At 74.4% G+C, this 17,929-nt stretch carries 17 protein-coding genes; 9 read left to right on the top strand and 8 right to left on the bottom strand.

The genetic code is table 11. The features are described 5' to 3' along the window. The first annotated feature begins 191 nt into the window (after positions 1-191). The gene (locus JK361_RS29000) at positions 192-851 is read left to right on the top strand and encodes a hypothetical protein (protein WP_201823485.1); all 660 of its coding nucleotides are present in this window, start codon (positions 192-194) and stop codon (positions 849-851) included. 123 nt (positions 852-974) lie between these two features. Here JK361_RS29000 and JK361_RS28995 read toward each other — a convergent pair whose 3' ends face one another. Next, the gene (locus tag JK361_RS28995; protein ID WP_201823481.1) at positions 975-1,319 is read right to left on the bottom strand and encodes an ArsR/SmtB family transcription factor; all 345 of its coding nucleotides are present in this window, start codon (positions 1,317-1,319) and stop codon (positions 975-977) included. A gap of 135 nt (positions 1,320-1,454) precedes the next feature. On the opposite strand from JK361_RS28995, the gene JK361_RS28990 reads away from it, so the two are divergent. Continuing rightward, positions 1,455-2,432, top strand: a complete 978-nt coding sequence (locus JK361_RS28990) for a quinone oxidoreductase family protein (RefSeq protein ID WP_201823597.1) — start codon at positions 1,455-1,457, stop codon at positions 2,430-2,432. A 49-nt stretch (positions 2,433-2,481) separates the two neighbouring features. Here JK361_RS28990 and JK361_RS28985 read toward each other — a convergent pair whose 3' ends face one another. Beyond that, a complete protein-coding gene (locus tag JK361_RS28985; protein ID WP_201823479.1) occupies positions 2,482-3,378 on the bottom strand; it encodes an NAD(P)-dependent oxidoreductase in 897 nt (298 codons plus the stop codon). A gap of 248 nt (positions 3,379-3,626) precedes the next feature. Here JK361_RS28985 and cpt point away from each other — a divergent pair, with 248 nt between their 5' ends. After that, positions 3,627-4,160: a chloramphenicol phosphotransferase CPT gene (cpt, locus tag JK361_RS28980; RefSeq protein WP_307787340.1), complete on the top strand. Its 534-nt coding sequence runs from the start codon at positions 3,627-3,629 to the stop codon at positions 4,158-4,160. A gap of 34 nt (positions 4,161-4,194) precedes the next feature. On the opposite strand, the gene JK361_RS28975 is transcribed toward cpt, so the two are convergent. Next, positions 4,195-5,430, bottom strand: a complete 1,236-nt coding sequence (locus tag JK361_RS28975) for a CPBP family intramembrane glutamic endopeptidase (RefSeq protein ID WP_201823477.1) — start codon at positions 5,428-5,430, stop codon at positions 4,195-4,197. Between the two features lie 413 nt (positions 5,431-5,843). On the opposite strand from JK361_RS28975, the gene JK361_RS42165 reads away from it, so the two are divergent. The 3 genes from JK361_RS42165 to JK361_RS28960 all read left to right on the top strand — a co-directional run bounded on the left by JK361_RS42165 (position 5,844) and on the right by JK361_RS28960 (position 9,723). Continuing rightward, the gene (locus JK361_RS42165) at positions 5,844-8,195 is read left to right on the top strand and encodes a sensor histidine kinase (RefSeq protein ID WP_201823475.1); all 2,352 of its coding nucleotides are present in this window, start codon (positions 5,844-5,846) and stop codon (positions 8,193-8,195) included. Beyond that, positions 8,186-8,851 carry a response regulator gene (locus tag JK361_RS28965; protein ID WP_502961473.1) on the top strand — a complete coding sequence of 222 codons (666 nt, stop codon included), beginning with the start codon at positions 8,186-8,188 and terminating at the stop codon, positions 8,849-8,851. Before JK361_RS42165 ends, JK361_RS28965 begins: the two co-directional genes overlap by 10 nt. A gap of 122 nt (positions 8,852-8,973) precedes the next feature. Continuing rightward, positions 8,974-9,723: an SDR family NAD(P)-dependent oxidoreductase gene (locus JK361_RS28960; protein ID WP_201823471.1), complete on the top strand. Its 750-nt coding sequence runs from the start codon at positions 8,974-8,976 to the stop codon at positions 9,721-9,723. 21 nt (positions 9,724-9,744) lie between these two features. Here JK361_RS28960 and JK361_RS28955 read toward each other — a convergent pair whose 3' ends face one another. The 4 genes from JK361_RS28955 to JK361_RS28940 form a co-directional block, all read right to left on the bottom strand. Then, positions 9,745-10,812 (bottom strand): YihY/virulence factor BrkB family protein, encoded by a 1,068-nt coding sequence (locus tag JK361_RS28955; RefSeq protein ID WP_201823469.1) that lies wholly within the window; start codon positions 10,810-10,812, stop codon positions 9,745-9,747. Positions 10,813-11,061: 249 nt separating this feature from the next. Next, the gene (locus JK361_RS28950; RefSeq protein ID WP_201823467.1) at positions 11,062-11,664 is read right to left on the bottom strand and encodes an Rv1733c family protein; all 603 of its coding nucleotides are present in this window, start codon (positions 11,662-11,664) and stop codon (positions 11,062-11,064) included. A 291-nt stretch (positions 11,665-11,955) separates the two neighbouring features. Then, positions 11,956-12,792, bottom strand: a complete 837-nt coding sequence (locus tag JK361_RS28945) for a TIGR03943 family putative permease subunit (RefSeq protein ID WP_201823465.1) — start codon at positions 12,790-12,792, stop codon at positions 11,956-11,958. After that, entirely contained in the window at positions 12,789-13,826 is a 1,038-nt protein-coding gene (locus JK361_RS28940; protein WP_236053721.1) for a permease, read from the bottom strand. Before JK361_RS28940 ends, JK361_RS28945 begins: the two co-directional genes overlap by 4 nt. A 273-nt stretch (positions 13,827-14,099) precedes the next feature. On the opposite strand from JK361_RS28940, the gene JK361_RS28935 reads away from it, so the two are divergent. The 3 genes from JK361_RS28935 to JK361_RS28925 all read left to right on the top strand — a co-directional run bounded on the left by JK361_RS28935 (position 14,100) and on the right by JK361_RS28925 (position 15,924). Further along, positions 14,100-14,912, top strand: coding sequence for a serine hydrolase (locus JK361_RS28935; protein WP_201823463.1), 813 nt, complete (start codon positions 14,100-14,102; stop codon positions 14,910-14,912). Between the two features lie 246 nt (positions 14,913-15,158). Further along, positions 15,159-15,383 carry a response regulator transcription factor gene (locus tag JK361_RS28930; protein ID WP_201823461.1) on the top strand — a complete coding sequence of 75 codons (225 nt, stop codon included), beginning with the start codon at positions 15,159-15,161 and terminating at the stop codon, positions 15,381-15,383. Between the two features lie 127 nt (positions 15,384-15,510). Further along, positions 15,511-15,924 (top strand): SRPBCC family protein, encoded by a 414-nt coding sequence (locus JK361_RS28925; protein ID WP_201823459.1) that lies wholly within the window; start codon positions 15,511-15,513, stop codon positions 15,922-15,924. Between the two features lie 284 nt (positions 15,925-16,208). Here JK361_RS28925 and JK361_RS28920 read toward each other — a convergent pair whose 3' ends face one another. Further along, on the bottom strand, positions 16,209-17,747 hold the full coding sequence (locus tag JK361_RS28920; protein ID WP_201823590.1) for a hypothetical protein: 1,539 nt from the start codon (positions 17,745-17,747) through the stop codon (positions 16,209-16,211). Positions 17,748-17,929: the final 182 nt, after the last annotated feature.

The following is a 17,929-nucleotide window of genomic DNA, read 5'->3' as shown; positions in this document are numbered from 1 at the left end:
ACGTCAGGCCGGCCGGAACGCGTCACCGTCGTGTGCGGAGGCACAGCCCGGCGCAGTGGTGCGCATGCCGACGGGCCGGGTACCAGGGCTGGAGCGGGCCGTCGGTCTGTCGTTCGCACCCCGACAACGGTGAAAACCGGTCGACCCGCCCGTATCATCCAGGTGTCGCACCGTCGGGAGCGGAGGAAAAGATGCCGGAAAGCGCTGGACCTGTCACCGAATTGGCCTCTCAGTACGTCAGCCAGGTGACCAACGACCTCGAGAACAACCTCAAGGAACAGGAACGGATCACGGCCGAAATCGCGGCCCTGCAGGCGCAGTTGGCCTCCTTGCAGCACGACCACGGCATTCTGCTGAACATGCAGCAGGCGCTCGGCGTCACCGCATCGGCCGGCAGCACGGTCGTACCTTCCCCCCGGAAGAAGAGCGGCGGTGCACGGCGCCCCGAGGCCAAGAAGCCGACGGCCAAGCAACCGGCGGTCAAGCAGCCGGCGGTCAAGAAGTCGACGGCCAAGAAGCCGACGGCCGCGCAGCCTGCGGCCTCTAAGGCGGCGGCGAAGAAGCCGGCGACTGCGAAGGCGACTTCCGAGCCCCAACAGCCCACGCTCATCGAACTCGTCCGCCGGCACCTGGCCGAGCAGAGCGAACCGCGCTCCGCCGCCGAGGTCACCGAGGCGCTGGGCCGGGCACATCCCGACCGCGGGGTTCAGACCAAGGTCGTGCGCACGACCCTGGAGAATCTCGTCGCCCGCAACCTCGCTCACCGCACCAAGCAGGGCTCGTCCGTCTTCTACACCCTCCCGGAGGAGTCCACGCAGGAGAAGACGGAGGGCACCGACACCGCCGAGTGACCCCGACCGCCTCTCGCACGCACCGGTGACCCTCGTGTCGTCGGCCCGGTGCCGGAAGTGGACGCACCCCGGCCGGCCGCCCCGCCGGGCGGCGATGCGGACACCGGTGCGTGAGGCGGTCGTTCAGTCGGCGGCGTCGTCGCCGAGGATCAACGCCAGCAGTCCGGGGAAGCGGGCGTCGAACTCCTCGCGGCGCAGCCGGTTGACCCGCCGCGGCCCCTCGTCGCGCTGCTCCACCAGCCCGGCACCGCGCAACACCGCGAAGTGGTGACTGAGCGCGGCCTTGCCCACCGGCACATCGAAGCTGCCGCAGCTGCGTGTCCACGCCGCGGATCCCGCCAGTTCGCGGATCAGCCGGATGCGCACGGGGTCGGCGACCGCGGACAGCGCGGTCAGCAGGGACACATCCACCGGATCCACGTGGACCGGCGCCGCACGGTGACCACTGCCCTCCGCCTGCTTCGGCATGCCCTTCTCCCCTCACTGCCCACACTCACCGGGACGCTCCGAGGTGTCCCGTCGCTTGCCGAGTGTTCGATGAACATCATACAGTCTCAGTGTTCGCTTTCCATTGAACACTCTGCGGAAGGGCGTGTGCTGCTCATGCGTGCGGTCGAGTTCCACGAGTACGGCGGTCCCGAGGTACTGAAGGTCGTGGACGCCGGGGTCCCCGAGCCGGGGCCCGGGCAGGTGACCATCGACGCCGCCTACACCGGCGTGAACTTCGCGGATCTCAAGGCACGCTCCGAGGGGTACCGGGTGTCGGCGCTGCCGTTCCGCCCGGGCCTGGAGGTGTCCGGACGGGTACGGGCCGTCGGCGCGGGAGTCGAGGGGCTGCGACCGGGCCAGGACGTCGTCGCGCTCGTCGGCAGCGGTGCCTACGCGGAGGTGGTGGCCGCCGACGCGGTGACCGTCTTCCCGCTCCCCGTGGGCCTGGACCTGCGCACCGCCGCCGCGCTGCCCACCGTCCTGCCGACGGCCCACGCCCTGCTCCACGAGGTGGGGCGGCTGAGCGCGGGCGAGACGGTCCTGGTGCACGGCGCGGCAGGCGGTGTGGGCACGGTGGCCGGACAGCTGGCCCGGGCGGCGGGCGCCGGTGCGGTGTACGGTGTCGCCTCCTCTCGGGACAAGGCTGACTACGCCCTGCGGCACGGCTACGACGAGGTGTTCACCGCCGACACGTTCGACGCCGACGTCCGCCGCGCCACCGGTGGGCGGGGCGTCGACCTGGTGCTCGATCCGGTCGGCGGCGAGACCCTGCGCCGGGGCCTCGACGCGCTGGCCGTCTTCGGCCGCCTGGTGTCCTTCGGCAACGCGAGCGGTGCCGAGCCGTGGCAGGTCGGACAGCCCGAGCTGTACGCACAGGGCCGTTCCGTCGCGGGCTTCTCCGTGCTGAACCTCGCGCAGTCCGCGCCCGGAGCGCTGCGCTCGCTCGCCGAACGTGCCTTCCGCACGGCCGTCGACGGCACGGTGCGGCTGCCCGTCACCGCCGAGTTCCCGTTGGCGGACGCGGCCGAGGCGCACCGGTTGATGGGCGGGCGCGCGTCGACGGGCAAGCTGCTGCTGCGGACGGCGGGCTGAGCCCGCGCCGCTGATGCGCGCCCCGGCCCCTGTCGCCCGCGGGGCGCGGTCACCGGGAGGGCCGGCCGTCGGCGTCGAAGCTGGCGAAGTAGGCGGCGGCCATGTCCTCGTCGGCGTGCCCCTGTGCGGCGGCCCGCTCCAGGCGTTCCGCGCTCGCGGCGGCCACGTCGAGGCGGACGCCGTGTTCTTCGCCCGCCCGGACGATGAGACGGGCGTCCTTGACGGCCGTGGCCACCGCAAACTGGGGCGGGGTGAGCCGGTCGCCGAGGATGAGTTCCGACTTGGCATGCAGGTATCCCATGTCGAGCGGGCCGCCGCCGATGGCGTCGAAGAAACCCTGCGGGTCCACGCCGAGCGCCTGCGCCAGGGCCAGCACCTCGCCGACCGCAGCCGTGGCCGCGATGACCCAGCTGTTGGCGACCAGCTTCAGCCGGGTCGCGGTACCGGCCGCGCCGTCGTCGCCGGTCCACACGGTGCGGGCACCGACCGCGTCGAAGACCGGACTCACGGCGGCGCGGTGCCCGGCCGGGCCCGCGGCGAGGACGAGGAGCCGGCCGTCCTCGGCCGGCTGACGGGTGCCCAGCACCGGCGCGTCGAAGAAGACCAGGCCGTGCTCGCGGGCGAAGGCGGCCAGGTCACCGATGCCCTCGATGCCGGCGGTGGTGGACTGCACCCAGGCGGCACCGGAGCGCAGCGCGGGGGCGGCCTCGCGCATGACCTCCAGCGCGGCCGGGCCGTCGTAGAGCATGGTCAGGACGACATCGGCGCCCTCCACGGCCTCGGCTGGGCTGCCGGCGACGTGCGCGCCGTCGGCGGCGAGCGGTTCGGCCTTGGCGCGGGTGCGGTTCCAGGCGCGGACGGTGTGTCCGGCGCGCAGCAGATTGCGGGCCATCGCGGCCCCCATGATGCCGGTGCCCAGGACGCTTACGGTGAGCTTGTCGGTCATGACGTGGCCTTCCTGAGGGGTGCCGGTTCGGCGGCCGGCCGGCCGATGTGTGTCTCGTGGCTGATGTGTGTCTCGTGGCCGAGGATAGGCGGCGCCGGGGCCGGGGCCGGGATCCCCGGCTCCGTGACACGCTCCGGCGCGCGGCGCGGCGCTGGTGACGCGCGGCGCGGGAGCGTGTCGGCCGCAGGGCCGGGGCGGGAGCGGGAAATGTGTTACCCCGCGGCCGAGGTGCTCCGTACCGTGGCACGGTGACGACTCAGGTGATCATTCTCAACGGGGGCTCCAGCGCGGGGAAGTCCGGCATCGTGCGCTGTCTCCAGGCCGTACTGCCGGACCCGTGGCTGGCGTTCGGGATCGACTCGCTCGTCGACGCGCTGCCGCCGAAGCTGCGCGGGCCGGACGGCGGCATCGAGTTCGCCGCGGACGGCGGAGTGCATGTCGGATCCGGTTTCCGCGCGCTGGAGGCGGCCTGGATGCGGGGCGTCGCGGCGACCGCCCGCGCGGGCGCCAAGGTCGTCGTCGACGATGTGTTCCTCGGTGGAGCGGCCTCCCAGCAGCGGTGGCGCGACGCCCTGGACGGGCTGGCCGTGCTGTGGGTCGGCGTCCGGTGTGAACCGGCGGTCGCCGCGGGACGTGAGATCGCCCGGGGAGACCGGGCCGAGGGCATGGCGGCGTCCCAGGCCGCCCTGGTGCACGAGGGGGTGTCGTACGACCTGGAGGTGGACACGACCAGCACCGAGTCCCTGGAGTGCGCGCGGACCATCGCCGCCCGCCTCGGCTGACCGGCGGACACCACTCGCCACGGCCGCGCACGGCTCACGAACGGTCCGTGCCGTCCTCCCCGGCGTGACGAGAGGCGGACGGAAGGCCGGCCGCAGGCGGAGATCCGGCCGCGGACGAAAGATGCGTGCCGGACGAAAGGTCCGTGCCGGGCGTCGGCTGCTCGGCCCAGGGCGTCGGTGCGGTCGTGGCCGCGCCGGGCCGGCCCGTCCACGGCGGGGCGACGGTCGTCGCCTGTCCCGGCCGGCCCGCCCAGGGCACGGGGGTGCCGGGGGCCGCCGGATGGCCCGCCCACTGCGCGGGCACCGGGACACCGCCGACGTACGGGTACCCCGGGGCGAACACCGGCGGCTGTGCGGGAGGCAGCGGGGCCGGGGCCGTGCGCTCCGTCCCGCGGCGGCGCAGCCACCAGGCCACGGCCACCGTGTACAGCGCGATGCTCAGCACGTCGAGCGCGACCACCTGCCAGTTCGCGTCGGCCGCGGTCTCGTCGCTCGCGAGCCCGTCGACGACCGCGGCCGAGACACCGAAGGCGAAGAGGTTGTTGACTGTGTGCAGGGCGATGGACGCCTCCAGACCGCCCGTCCGCCAGGTCAGCCAGCCCGCGCACGCCCCGAACACCACCAGGTCGGCGAAGCCCCAGGGGGTGCCCCAGCCGTGGGCGGCGGCGAACAGGACGGCCTGGGGCAGGAGAGCGGCCCACGGCGAGCGCAGGAACGCCCCGGCGGTCTGTGTCAGCCAGCCGCGGAAGACGTACTCCTCGGCGGCCGCCTGAAACGGCACCAGCACCAGCAGCATGGCGAGGGCCCGACCGAAGTCCGCCCATCCCGCCCACTGACTCTCCGGATCCCCGCCGTCCGCGGGCAGCAGGAGCATGCCGCCCATCGACAGAGCGACGATCGGTACGGCGGTCAGTACGCACAGCATGAGCCAGCGCCATCTCAGCCGTCCGGTCACGGACGAGACCGTGCCGGCCCGGCGTCCACCGATCCAGCGCACGGTCAGCAGCACGACGGGTATGCCCGCCGCGATCGTGAGCAGGTCCGTGGCGGTCCCGAGGACGGGTCCGAACTCCGGCCAGCCGTCGGCGTCCTCGCGGTAACCCATGCCGGAACCCAGGGCGGCGAAGAGGACCATGAGGACGACCAGGGTGACCAGGTACGCCCCGGCCAGGACCAGGGTGCCGACCAGTGGGCGCCACCATCCGTATCGCGGTGAGAGGCGGGCCAGGCGGTGGTACGGGAGCTGCTCGGCGAGCTGGGGCTGTGTCATGCCGTCAGCCTGCCCAAAGACCCCCGCGTACGCCATCGACCTGCGGCATGACCGGTGCCTCTATCTCTGGTTGGTGGCATCGCCGCCGGTGGGTGCCGCTGCCCGGCGGCCGGTGTCCGCGCCCCTGGCTGTCGCCGCTGCACGTGGTCGGTGTTCCACGCCCATGGCCGGTGCCCCGGACCGGGGCCGGTGTCTGCACACCTGGCCGGTGCCCCGGGCCATGGCCGGTGTGTGTTCCCGGCTGCTGCCGCTGCCCGCGGCCTGTGCCTACGCCTGTGGCTGGTGTCTCCACCCCGGCCGGTGTCTCCACCTCGTCTCCACCCCTGGTCGGTGTCTCTATCTCTGGTTGGGGACGGGCCTCCGCCTCCGGTCCGGTGTCTGCCGCGCGTCCGGCCTCTACGCTCGTCGGCGACATGGAGACGACACGCAACTGGCTTCTGCCCCTGCTGCTGGCCGCCGGGCAGGTCATCCTGCTGATGACGGGGGCGGGCCTGGACGACACCCCGGGCGCGCCCGCGCTCGCCGGCGCCCTGTGCGCGCTGGCCCTGGAGACCGCCGCGCTGGGGTGGCGACGCACCGCTCCCCTGCGGGCCCTCGCCTGCACCCTGGGGGCCGTGGTCCTCGGCACGCTCGCCTCGCCGGACGGCTATCTGGGGATCGGCCCGCTGATCGCCCTGTACTCCGTCGCCGTCCGCTGCCCCGTGCCGGTGACGGTGCGGGCCGTGGCCGCCGTCGTGGGCGTCGAGTGGGTGATGGCCGCCGTGCAGGAGGGTCCGCGGGCCGCGCTGCTGTCCGACATGGCCATCTCCCTGGGCGTGTACCTGGTGTGCGCGGGACTCGGCGAGGCACGGCGCCGGTTGCTCGCCGGCCGGATGACCGCCACCCTGCGGCTGGCCGGGGCGGAGCACGCACGCCGGCTGGCGGGCGACCACGAGCGCCGGCGTCTGGCCCGGGAACTGCACGATGTGAGTGCCCATCACCTCACCTCGGTCGTGGTGACCGTCGATGCCGCGCGCAGGCTCCGGGACGGCAGACCCGAACTGGCCGCCGAGGCGCTGTCGTTCGCGGAGCGCACCGGCACCGAGACCCTCACCGCGCTGCAACGGCTCGTGGGGCTGCTGCGGGACGCCGACCGCCCGGACCACCGGCCGATGAGCGGACGGATCGAGGAGCTGGTCGCGGGATTCGGCCGGCTGGGCCGTCCGGTGACCGCCCGGATTCCCGACGATCTGGCCGGTCCGGCGGCCGAGGCGGTCCACGGCATCGTCCGCGAGGCCCTCACCAACGCGCTGCGGTACGCGCCCGGCGCCGCCGCCCGGGTGCTCGTGCGGCGGGCGGACGGCCGGCTCGAACTGACCGTGGAGAACGCGCCGCCGCGCACCGCGCCGCAGGGTGCCGGGAGCCTCGGCGCGGGGCGCGGGATCTCCGGGATGCGGGAGCGGGCCGCCTCGGTGGGCGGCGAACTGACCGCCGGTCCCACGCGGGAGGGCGGCTGGCGGGTCCACGCCACCCTGCCCGACGGCGCGGCGCCGCGGCGGCCGTACGAGGACGGCTGGCGGCGTGACGTCCTGCGGGAGCAGCGGTTCGCCGACCCGGCTCTGGCGCTGGCCGCGATGGTCCTGCCGGTGTCCTGCGCGCTGGGCCTGTCGGAGGACTGGGCGGCGGCCGCCCGTCGCGCCGTCCTGCCGGCCCTCCTGGTCGTCTGCGGGCTGCTGGTGCTGCACGCGCTGCCCCTGCTGTGGCGCAGGCGAGCGCCCTGGGCCGGGTTCGTCGCCGTGCTCGCGACGGCCTGGCTGGGGCCGCCGGCCGTCGTCGTGGTGCCGCTGCCGTCTCAGGTCGCCCAGTTCCTCGTGGCCGGGACCCTCGTCGAGACGCTGGCCGTGTACGCGGTCGCCGCCTACGGGCAGGGGGCGGCCCGCACCTGGCCCGCCCCGGTCGCCGCGACACTCGGGGCCGGCGGGGCCGTCACGGCGGTGTCGTGGGCCGACGGCATGACGGGCGGCGAGCCGGTGAGCCCGGGCCTGGCCGTGCTGATGGCGTTCGTCCTGTACGTCGTGCTGGCCCCGGTGTTCGCCGCCGTGTGGGGCGCCGGTCTGCTCGTACGGCGTCGCAGGCTGCGGGCCGTGGCGTTCGACGACTTCGCGTTCGCCAGCTCGATGTGGCAGGCGGACCGGGCCGCGCAGGCCGAACGGCAGCGGCTGGCCGGGGCGTTGCGCGAGGCCGTGCTGGCGCACACGCGGGCGCTCGTCGGCGCGGCCCGGCGCGGGGACCTGGAGGAGGTGGCCGGCACGGCCAGGGAGGCGCTGGCCGCGATGCGGGAGATGCTGCACGGCCTCGGCGACGCCGGGGACGACGGGCCCGGCGGGCCGCTCTCACCGTCGCCGTCCGCCGCCGACCTCGACGCACTGTGCCAGGGGCTGCGTTCCGCGGGCCGTGACGTACGGCTGCGGGGTCTGCCGGAGGCGGCCCGGAAACTGCCGCCGTCGGTGCAGGTGTCGGTGTACCGGATCGTCGAGGCGGCGCTCGGCGCGGGTGACCCCGGACCGGCGCGGGTGACCCTGCGGCGGCGCCGCGGCACCCTGCGCATCACGGTGACCGGGGTACGACTCGCGGTCGCCGGCCCGGTCGCCGAGCGTCTTCGTGTGCAGGTCGCCGCGGGCGAGGGCCGGATGGTGTGCGAACCGGCCGGTACCCTACGGGTGTCGTTGCCGGCCGGAGTCGTTCCGGCCCCTGCCCAGGAGGTGTCCCCGTCGCCATACGCGTGATCGTCGTCGACGACCAGGCCGTGGTCCGGGCCGGGTTCGTCGCCATCGTGGACGCCGAACCCGATCTGACCGTGGTGGCGGAGGCCGGTGACGGAGCGACGGCGGTGTCGCTCGCTTCGGCGGAGAATGCCGACGTCGTCCTGATGGACATCCGGATGCCGGGCATGGACGGGCTCACCGCGACCCGTCTGGTCACCGCGCCGGCCGACGGGCCCCGGGTGCTGGTGCTCACCACGTTCGACCTGGACGAGTACGTCTACGAGGCACTGCGCGCCGGGGCCTCCGGGTTCCTGCTGAAGGACGCCCGGCCCGAGGAACTGCTGTCGGCCATCAGGGTCGTCGCGGCCGGCGACGGCATCCTGGCACCCGCCGTGACCCGCCGCCTCATCGACACGTTCGCACGTGGTGCCCCGCCCCCGACCGCCGCCGGCGGGCTCCTCGGCCGGCTCACCCAGCGGGAACGGGAAGTCCTGCTGAAGATCGCCACCGGTCTGTCCAACGCCGAGATCGGGGCCGAACTCGGCGTCACCACGGGCACGGTGAAGAGCCATGTGAACGCCCTGCTGTCCAAGCTGGGACTGCGCGACCGGGTCCAGGCCACGATCCTCGCCTATGAGACCGGCCTGATCAGTCCGGGCGGGATCCCGCGGGGCTGAGCGCGCGACCGCCCCGCCACGGCCGCCGAGATCGACGTCCGTGGCCGGGCGCGTGCCGGCCCGCCGAGGTCGACGTCCGATCCCCGCCGGTGCTTCCCGGGCGTGCCCGGTGGAATGAGGTCATGACTTCACGAGTGAACCTGAACGGCAAGAAGGTACTGGTCACCGGCGGCAGCCGGGGTATCGGCGCGGCGACGGCACGGCGCCTGGCCCAGGAGGGCGCGGACGTGGCCCTGACCTATGTGAACGGCAAGGACGCGGCCGAGGCCGTCGCACGGGACATCGAGGCGCTGGGGCGGCGAGCCGTCGCCCTGCGCGCGGACTCCGCGGACGCGGCCGAGGCGGCGGACGCGGTGCGCCTGGCGGCCGAGGAACTGGGCGGACTGGACGTGCTGGTGAACAACGCGGCCGTCGGTCTGATGGCCCCGCTGGACAGCCTGTCCACCGCCGACGTCGACCAGGTCCTCGCCGTCAATGTGCGCGGCGCGTTCCTGGCCGCCCGGTCCGCCGCCGCCCTCATGGCGGACGGCGGGCGGATCATCACCATCGGCAGCTGCGTCACCGCGCGGGTGCCGGGGCCCGGGGCCACGCTGTACGCGATGAGCAAGTCGGCCGTGGTCGGCCTGACGAAGGCACTGGCCCGGGAGCTGGCGGAGCGCGGTATCACGGCGAACGTGGTGCATCCGGGCCCGACCGACACCGACATGAACCCGGCGGACGGCCCGTACGCGGACGGCCAGGCGGCCATGACCTCGCTGGGCCGCTTCGGGACGGCCGACGAGGTGGCGTCCATGGTGACGTTCCTCGCGGGGCCGGAGGCCGAGTACGTGACGGGTGCCGAGTTCTCGGTGGACGGCGGCTACGCGGCCTGACGGGCGTGGAGGGCGTGCCCGTCAGGTTCCGTCCAGGCGGCGCACGTCCTCCTCGTTCCACTTCTTGGTGTCGCGCGGCTGGGTGTAGGGCTCGGCCGTGGGCGGGTGGCCGCCGGCGATGGCCCGCTGCCGTACGGTCTCCGCGTCGAACTCCAGGCCCAGCAGGATGGCCAGGTTGGTGATCCAGAGCCACACCAGGAAGACGATGACTCCGGCCATGGTGCCGTAAGTCTTGTTGTAGGAGGAGAAGTTGGCGACGTAGAAGGCGAACCCGGCGGAGGCGGCCATCCAGATCAGCAGGGCGAGGACACTGCCGGGGGTGATCCATCGGAAGCCCTTGACCTTGGCGTTGGGGGTCGCCCAGTACAGGATCGCGATCATCACGGTGACGAGCAGGACCAGTACCGGCCACTTCGCGATCGACCACACCGTCACCGCCGTGTCCCCGGCGCCGATGGCCTGCCCGGCACGCCGGGCCAGGCCGCCGGAGAAGACCACGATCAACGAGCTGGCCACGGCCAGGACCATCAGAGCGACCGTGACGCCGACGCGCACCGGCAGGATCTTCCACACGGGGCGGCCCTCGGGCATGTCGTAGACGGCGTTGGCGGCGCGGATGAAGGCGGCCACGTAGCCGGACGCCGACCACAGGGCCAGCACGATGCCGACCAGGGCCACGATCGATCCGGTCCCGGCGGTGCCCTGGAGCTGTTCCACGGCCCGGGTGACGATGTCCCGGACGGGGCCGGGGGCCAGGTTGCGCAGGTTGGCCAGCACTCGGTCGGTGACCGACCGGCCGGCGACGGCCAGCAGGGAGACCAGCACCAGCAGGGCCGGGAACAGGGCCAGGACGGCGTAGTAGGTGAGTGCCGCGGCCCGGTCGGTCAGCTCGTCGTCCCGGAACTCGCGCAGCGCGCCCCTGAAGACCGCGGCCCAGGCCTGCCGGGGCAGCTTCACCGGGGTGTCCGGCGCCCGCCGCTCGACCTCCTCGCCGGGACCGGCCTCCTCGGGCGCGGGAATCGGCGGCGCCTTGGTGTCGTCGGCGGCCTGCCGGTGGTGGTGTCGCAGTGGTACGTGCAGCTTCGCCATACCTGCCGGGTAACCCCGCGAGGCGACCTCAAGCCCCCGGCCGGCGGTTCTGCCTGTCCGGCCGGGGCGCATCAACCGGGCCTGGTGGAGGACACCGGCCGGGCCGCGCGGAGCGCGCCGTCCCGGCCGGTGGCAGGGCGCCGCACGGCGACGGATCGGTGCGCCCCCGACTGCGCCGTGGAGGTCGCGGAGGGGTCACCGGGAACCGGCGCCGCCGAAGCGGTGCCCGTCACGTCGCGTCGCCCGTGGTCAGCCCCTGCCTCCGCTGAAGTTCCCCCAGCGGGGGCCGATCTGCTTCCACTCCGCGTCCCACTCGGCCATGCGCCGCCGGATGAGCCGGTTGCGGACCAGCCATCCCGCGCCCCAGACCAGCGCGCCGGCCGCCGGGGCGACGAGGGCGCCGGTGAGGGCCGACTGGAGATCGGCCGCCGTGCCGGTGACGGGGGCGGGCACGACCCGGTGCGTCTGGTTCGTCCACACCGTCACCCGGCTTCCGGCCGGGGCGCCCGGGAAGACCTTGGCCCGGTCGGTGTGCACCGAGCCGTCCCTGTCCGTCCACCGCACGGCGGCCCACACCCGGCCGTCGTCGTAGCCGCCGCCGGTGGCCGGGGTCCGCGCCGCGCCGTCGGTGAGCACGGCGGACACGGGGTGCACCCGGGCCTGCCGCGCCGCGAACGCCGACTCGGAGGTCTGGACCGCCACCAGGCCCGCGACGACCCCGGCGACCAGGGCCAGCACCCAGCCGGCGAGGACGATCCACGCCTCGACGACATCGCTGTGCCGCCTGAGCGGGTTGCGCCGCCACCGCCACAGCCGCACCCGGGTGACCGTCGTGGGAGGTGTCCGTGTCATCGTCACCGCCTCCTCTCCCGCACCGGCGGCCCGCAACCGGGCACGGCCCCCGCGGTGTCCCGCACGCGGGTTCCCGGAGCGAGTGCCACGACACCATCCTGCACCTCTCGTCGCCGATCGTCCGCCGCAGGCGCGGACGCGTTCCCGGTCCGCGAGCCAGGGCCTCTCGTCCGGATCATGCCGGGCCCTCTGGCCCCGGCACCGCTCCCCCACTCCCGGCACCGCTCGAGCGGAAGGTGCCCCCCTCACCAGACCCCGCTCCCTGATCCGGCCTGGTCCGAGCGGAAGAGCCTAGGACGGGGTCAGCGGCAGGTCGTCGGTGAAGGCGTTCACCGGCCGGGCGATGGGTCTGGTGTCCCTGACGTCGAGTGCGGCCCGCGCGGTCCGCGTGCCCAGGGTGCCCCGCGGGTGCCAGGTGCCGGTCACCGCCAGCCAGGTGTCGGCGGGCGGCGTCTGCGTGCTGTACATGCGCACCTTGACCGTCTGCGAGTCCGCCGCACAGCAGGAGAAGATGATGCGGGTCAGGTACCAGGCACCGTCCTCACCGCCCGGGGTGACGAAACCGGTCAGCCGGACGCTGCGGCCTTTGACGGCCCGGCTGCGGTCCTGCTGGACGCGCTTGGTGAAGTCCGTGAGGGTCAGCGGCACGGGTGAGGTCGCGGGCAGGGGGGCGAACCCCTTCTGCACGGCGACCGGCTTGTCGTTGGCGCGGGCCGCGGTGTACGCGCCGAGTGCGGGTGGGGCGTACCAGAGCAGGCTGAGCGCGGGGACGAACAGCAGCCAGGCGACGCGCGGGGTGCCGGTGTGGTCGTGCCCGTGGGCGTGGTCGTACCCGTGGGAGTGCCCGTGCCCGAGCCCGTGCCCGTGCTCGTGCGGCCGGGCTTGGCCGTCGGCGTGATCGCTGTCGCTCCCGTGCATGTGCCCGGGGCCGTCGGGCGAGGGGTGCCGCCCCCCGCCGCGGGTGGCCGCGGCCGCCAGGCCGAGCAGCAGCAGGACGGCCCCGGAGACGATCAGCAGCGGACGCAGACCGGCCTTGACGTAGCGCAGGTAGATGTCGGTGAAGAGCGCCACGTGCAGCAGGCCGGTGCCGGTCAGCGCCAGGAGCAGGGTCTGGACGGGACGTCTCACAGCAGCGCGCCTCCGATCAGGACGCTCGCGGCGACCGCCACGACGGTGGTCGCCGTGGAGAACCGCCAGGCGAAGGCGCGGCCGAAGGTGCCCGCCTGGAGCGCGATCAGTTTGAGGTCGACCATCGGGCCGACCACCAGGAACGCGAGCCGGGCGGTCGGCGAGAACCCGGTGAGGGAGGCCGCGACGAACGCGTCGGCCTCCGAGCAGACGGCCAGCAGCACGGCGAGGCCCGCCAGGAAGAGCACCGACAGCCAGGGCGAGCCGGAGAAGGTGTCGAGGACGGAACCCGGCACGGTGACGTTGAAGGTGGCGGCGGCCATGGCACCGAGCACGAGGAAGCCGCCGGCGTGCAGGAAGTCGTGCTGGAAGCCGAGCCGGAACTCGGTCCAGCGGCTGTGGCCGTGCCGGTGGCCGGTGTGCCGGTGCCGCAGCAGGGGGCGCAGCCACTCCTCCCTGCCGAGCCAGAGCCACAGCCAGCCCATCACGGCGGCCGTGGCCAGGGAGGCGAGCAGCCGGGCGGCGACCATCGCGGGGCTGCCCGGGAAGGCGACGGCGGTGGCCGTGAGCACCACGGGGTTGATCGCCGGCGCGGAGAGCAGGAAGGCGAAGGCGGCCGCCGGTGTCACGCCCCGCCGGATCAGGCTGCTCGCGACGGGGACGGAGGCGCACTCGCAGCCCGGCAGGATCGCCCCGGCGGCACCGGCGACCGGCACGGCGAGGGCGGGCCGCTTCGGCAGCACCCGGGTGAACAGGTCGGCCGGTACGAAGGCGTTGATGGCGCCGGACAGGGCGGTGCCGAGGAGCAGGAAGGGGAGCGCCTGGACGGTGATGGCCAGGCTGACCGTGCGCCACGCCTGGACGGCCGGATGGCTCAGCCACTGGGTGCCGGTCAGGAGGAGCAGGGCCGTGGCAGCGCCGGTGAGCGCGAGGGCGGCGCCGAGCGGCCACGGCCGGATGCGGTGCACGGACGGACCGAGGGGTACGGCCGCCACGCCGTCCGCCACACCAACCAGTTCATCCGTTTTTTTCATGATCACTCCGGAAGTCGGTGTCTGGCCGACGATAAGCGAGGAGGAGGGCCCGGCCGCGCGTACACGCCACCGCGGAGCCGACCCGGCCGCACAATGCGCCCCATCGGCCGCCCGCCCCCGAGTCGTCTTCCATCGGACGCTCACCCGTGCTCCCCCGCCCGTGGGCCGCCCTGCGCTCATATCGGTGGCACTTCTCACAATCCGGGGCGAACCGGGGCCGGAGGTGACGGGCGCCACGTCGCCACGAGTACTTCTTGTCTACGTTCGTGACCCATGTCGTCCCGCATCTCCCGCACAGCACGGACCAGGACCGGCGCCCTCGCGGCCTCGGCCGCAGCCCTCCTGTCCGCCGGCCTCCTGCACCCGGCCCCGGCGGCCGCCGCCACGCCGCCCGCGAAGACCCCGGCACACGCCACGGCGGCGGTGCTCGACCTGGACGCGCCCGGCAGCACCCCCGTGGTGCGCGGCGCGGACCGGGCGTACGACACCGCCAGCATCGTCAAGGTCGACATCCTCGCGACGCTGCTGCTCCAGGCGCAGGACGAGGGACGGCGGCTCTCCGCGCGGGAACGGGACCTCGCCGAGCCGATGATCCGGCGCAGCGACAACGCGGCGGCCAACGCCCTGTGGCGGCAGATCGGCCGGGCCCCGGGGCTGGCGGCGGCCAACAAGCGGCTGGGTCTGACCGCGACGACGGGCGGGACCGGCACCAAGTGGGGTCTGACCCGGACGACCGCCGGTGACCAGATACGGCTGCTGCGAGCCGTGTTCGACTCCGGCGGCTCGGCACACAAGGGCTCCGGCGGGCTCGACGCGAAGTCCCGCGCCTATGTCCGCACCCTGATGGGCCGGGTCGTACCCGAGCAGACGTGGGGCGTCTCCGCGATCGGGGGCCCGGGATCCGGGAAGGCGCTGAAGAACGGCTGGCTTCAGCGCAACACGACGGGTCTCTGGGACGTCAACAGCGTCGGCCAGGTCACCGTCGCGGGGCACCGGTACCTCGTCGCGGTCCTGTCCGACGGCAGCGCGTCGATGAGCGACGGGGTGCGCCTGGTGGAACGGGCGGCACGCTCGGCGGTCGCCTGAGGGGCGCCGCCACCCACGGGGCCCGGGCCGGTGCCACACCGCGGCGGGGCTTCGGGCGGGGTGACGGTGACGCCCGCCCCGGCCGCCGCGGACCGCGGTGCGGCATGGACCGAAACCGCCTCCCGGCGCCCGTGACACGCCTGTGACAGTCGGCGGACAGTCCGATGAAGTCGGGCAAGCAATCTGGTGGAACAAGGGCAAATCGCCCTAAACGGACAGCCCCGAGCCGTTCCGCCGGAGGATCACATGAGCGCCACTCTCGCCCCGTCGCCCGCCGAGACCCCCGCCCTGGCTCCGCGTGAGCGCGAGACGCTCCGGCACATCGCGGCCGGCCGGACCTACCTGCAGACCGCCCGCCACATGGGACTGTCCACCCACACCGTGGACGCCTACCTGCGCCGCATCCGCGCCAAGTTCAACATCACCAACACGGCCGAGCTGACCCGCGTGGCGATCTCCCTGGGCCTGTGACGACGGGAGCCGCCGGCTGTTCGTGGCGGTCCGGCCGTCGCGGACGAGCCGGGGCCGGGGCTTTTCGGCCGACGCGGAAAGGGCACGCGGTCGGGGTACGACTTCCGACCGGAGGGCGGCACCCACGATGACCGAATACGAACGTTCCCGCACGATGCCCGCACAGCCCGAGCACGTCTTCGACCAGGCGGCGAACGTCGCCCAGCTCGACGAGTGGCTCCCGGACGCCCTGCACGTGGACGTCGAGACCCCGCCGGCCGTGACCGTGCACGCGGACCGCTCCGGCCAGGACATGCCGGCCCTGCTGCGTTCCCGGCCGGACCAGATGCGCATGGAGTGGGGCACCCGCGAGCAGGGCAGCTACACCGGCTGGCTCCAGGTGGCAGGCATCGGCAGCGGCGCCAGCGAGGTGACCGTGCACCTGTCCTTCTTCGACGACGGCCACGACCCGGGCGAGCAGGCGGTGTACGAGGCCCTGGACGGCAGCCTGCGGCGGCTGGAGGACCAGGTACGCATGCGGGTCGACCCCCCGGCCGGCTGACAGGCCGCGCAAGGCGCCCCGCCGTCCCCCGCCCCGCGGGGCGCCCGGTCGCTGAGTCGCACGTCGCACGGTCCCCCGGCGTCCGCCGCGCCCGGCCACGCCCGTCAAGCAGCACCGACGGCGTTCACGGGCGAGTACCCAGGCGCCGTGGCCCATCCCCGCGTCCGGTGGCGGTGGTCTGTCGCGGCGGGCGCCGGGCTGCCCCGGCGGTCACCCCGCGGCGGGCGCGGCCGCGTCTGCCGCGCGGGCGTGCCCTGCGCCGTGAGGCGCGTCCCGGTCGCCTGTCAGGTGCCGGATCCCAGTTGCCGCGTCGAGTAGGCGCACTCCGTGTAGACGTAGCCGGAGCGGAGCCTGGCGGTGTCCGAGGCCGGGGTCGCGGTACTGCCGCCGTTCGGCTTGTGCACGAAGTACGTGGTGCCCGTGGGCAGACTGACGGTCCGCTGCGGGTAGTGCCTGCCGCTGTCGTTGCAGGGCTTGAAGCCGGAGAACAGCGTGTCGGCGAGTGAGTACGACTTGCAGCCGGCGCAGCCCCGGAGGGTGAAACTGCCGGTGACCGGGCCGGTGTAGAGGACGGTGATGTCGTCCGGGCTGTCGTTCTTGACCGTGACGGAGATGCTCCCGCCGGAGGCCGTGGTGGGCAGCTTCCGGCCGGCCGCGGGGACCGTCCGGGCGACCTCGGCGGCGATCGCGATCTTCTGGGCGCGGGCCCGGTTCCTGTCGTGCACGTGGTCTGCGGCGAACCGCTCCATGGTCTCCTGCGCCGCGTCGAAATCGCCGTCCCGGTACTGGTCGACTCCGCAGGCGTACTCGCCGGCGTCGCCGCTGCGGCCGGCCCGGCTCGCGGCCTTCGCCAGGCGTCCGCCGGTGTCACCGGCCGACTCGGACAGGTCGCCGATCCGGGTGCCGAGCGTGCGCAACCGCTGGACGGCCGCGCAGGGTTCGCCGCCGCCGACGGCCTTCTCGGCCTTCTTCACCGCCGTGTCGACGGCGGGTGCCACCCCGGCCGCCGCCCCGGACCGCGGGAAGGTGTCCAGCAGGTCGCCGAAGCGGGTCACCCAGTCCGCCTCGCCCGCCGTCAGGTGCTCGGCGCCGCACTCGTACAGGGAGGTCGCGAGCCGGTCGTCGGGCCAGTCGGCCAGCGAGCCGAGCTGCTTCCTCGGCATGGTGCCGGGCACGGTGCGGAGGTACTTCAGCGGTGCTATGGCGTCGCAGTACTCGCGGTGGCCGTAGGCGGCGCCGACGGTCGTGTAGTAGGTCCGCAGGCTGGCGGGGACCTTGCGGGCCGCGCGGGAGCCGGGGTGCCGCACGGCGATGTCGCGGTAGACCTCCAGGGCCGTCCGGTAGTCCGGTGCGGCGGTGGCGAACGGCTGCCGCCCGCTCGTGGCGACCAGGTCGTCGGCGCGCTCCAGCCGGCCGAGGATCGCCTGCTCCACGGCCTCGTCGTGGGCGTCCTCGTACCAGAGGGCGCCACCGGCGGGAACGGCGAGCAGCAGCACGGCCACCAGCACCGCGAGGGGCGCTCTGCCGGGCCGGGCGAGCCGGGTACGCAGCCCGGCGAACCCGCCGTGGACGGCCGCCGCCGACAGGACCACGGCGTAGCCGGCGAGCGCGGCACCGGGGATGCCGTCGGCGTCCGCCGGGAGCGCGACGAACAGGAACGCGCCGGTCGCCGCCCAGCAGGCGGCCATCAGCACCGGGCGGCGCAGGAGGGCGTACCCGAGTCCGAGACCGCCGAGGTTGAGCAGGGCGGCCGCGGCGGCCCGCCAAGGGTCCGGCGGTGCGGGCGGCGGGCTCGCCGGCCCGGGTGGCGCATGCGGCGGCATGGGCGGCGGCACCGGTCCGTCGTACCCCTGGCCCGGACCGTACGGACCTCCGGACATGATGGCTCCCCCCGGTCAACTGCGCCCGCATGTCTGCGGATCCGCAGTGTACGGGCGCGGGCGCAAACCCGACAGACCGTGTGAAGAGCAGCAGACGGTCACCCGGGCCGAACGGTACGGTCCGG

The organism is Streptomyces musisoli, assembly GCF_016741855.1.
Lineage (GTDB): Bacteria > Actinomycetota > Actinomycetes > Streptomycetales > Streptomycetaceae > Streptomyces > Streptomyces musisoli.
The sequence above is the reverse complement of the archived record's forward strand: the minus strand, read 5'-3'. Positions and strand labels throughout refer to the sequence as shown.